This is a genomic window from Collinsella sp. TM04-29 (genome assembly GCF_003466565.1).
Lineage (GTDB): Bacteria > Actinomycetota > Coriobacteriia > Coriobacteriales > Coriobacteriaceae > Collinsella.
In genome coordinates this window covers 1-988 of the sequence record NZ_QSPW01000014.1, presented here as the reverse complement: position 1 = coordinate 988, position 988 = coordinate 1, and the positions used below count along the sequence as shown (strand labels likewise).

The following is a 988-nucleotide window of genomic DNA, read 5'->3' as shown; positions in this document are numbered from 1 at the left end:
GTGTCGCATCCGGGCAGACATCGAACCATTTGAAATGGTCTAACTTGGATTTGTTTTTCGCAAGGCCGCCGAGAGGCGGCCCCGAGAAATTCCTTTTCCTATACAGAACCATATGAATCGAACGGAACCGATCAGCGTAACAGTTGTGAGGACCGGACGGGCTCGAAGCCCATATATTTTGGACGGAGAGTTCGATCCTGGCTCAGGATGAACGCTGGCGGCGCGCCTAACACATGCAAGTCGAACGGCACCCCTCTCCGGAGGGAAGCGAGTGGCGAACGGCTGAGTAACACGTGGAGAACCTGCCCCCTCCCCCGGGATAGCCGCCCGAAAGGACGGGTAATACCGGATACCCCGGGGTGCCGCATGGCACCCCGGCTAAAGCCCCGACGGGAGGGGATGGCTCCGCGGCCCATCAGGTAGACGGCGGGGTGACGGCCCACCGTGCCGACAACGGGTAGCCGGGTTGAGAGACCGACCGGCCAGATTGGGACTGAGACACGGCCCAGACTCCTACGGGAGGCAGCAGTGGGGAATCTTGCGCAATGGGGGGAACCCTGACGCAGCGACGCCGCGTGCGGGACGGAGGCCTTCGGGTCGTAAACCGCTTTCAGCAGGGAAGAGTCAAGACTGTACCTGCAGAAGAAGCCCCGGCTAACTACGTGCCAGCAGCCGCGGTAATACGTAGGGGGCGAGCGTTATCCGGATTCATTGGGCGTAAAGCGCGCGTAGGCGGCCCGGCAGGCCGGGGGTCGAAGCGGGGGGCTCAACCCCCCGAAGCCCCCGGAACCTCCGCGGCTTGGGTCCGGTAGGGGAGGGTGGAACACCCGGTGTAGCGGTGGAATGCGCAGATATCGGGTGGAACACCGGTGGCGAAGGCGGCCCTCTGGGCCGAGACCGACGCTGAGGCGCGAAAGCTGGGGGAGCGAACAGGATTAGATACCCTGGTAGTCCCAGCCGTAAACGATGGACGCTAGGTGTGGGGGGG

The 988-nt window shown here is 63.5% G+C and carries 1 rRNA gene; it reads left to right on the top strand.

The window, feature by feature from the left end:
• Positions 1-179 precede the first annotated feature (179 nt).
• Positions 180-988: ribosomal RNA gene (locus DXD39_RS10040) — 16S ribosomal RNA — on the top strand; the annotation flags it as partial.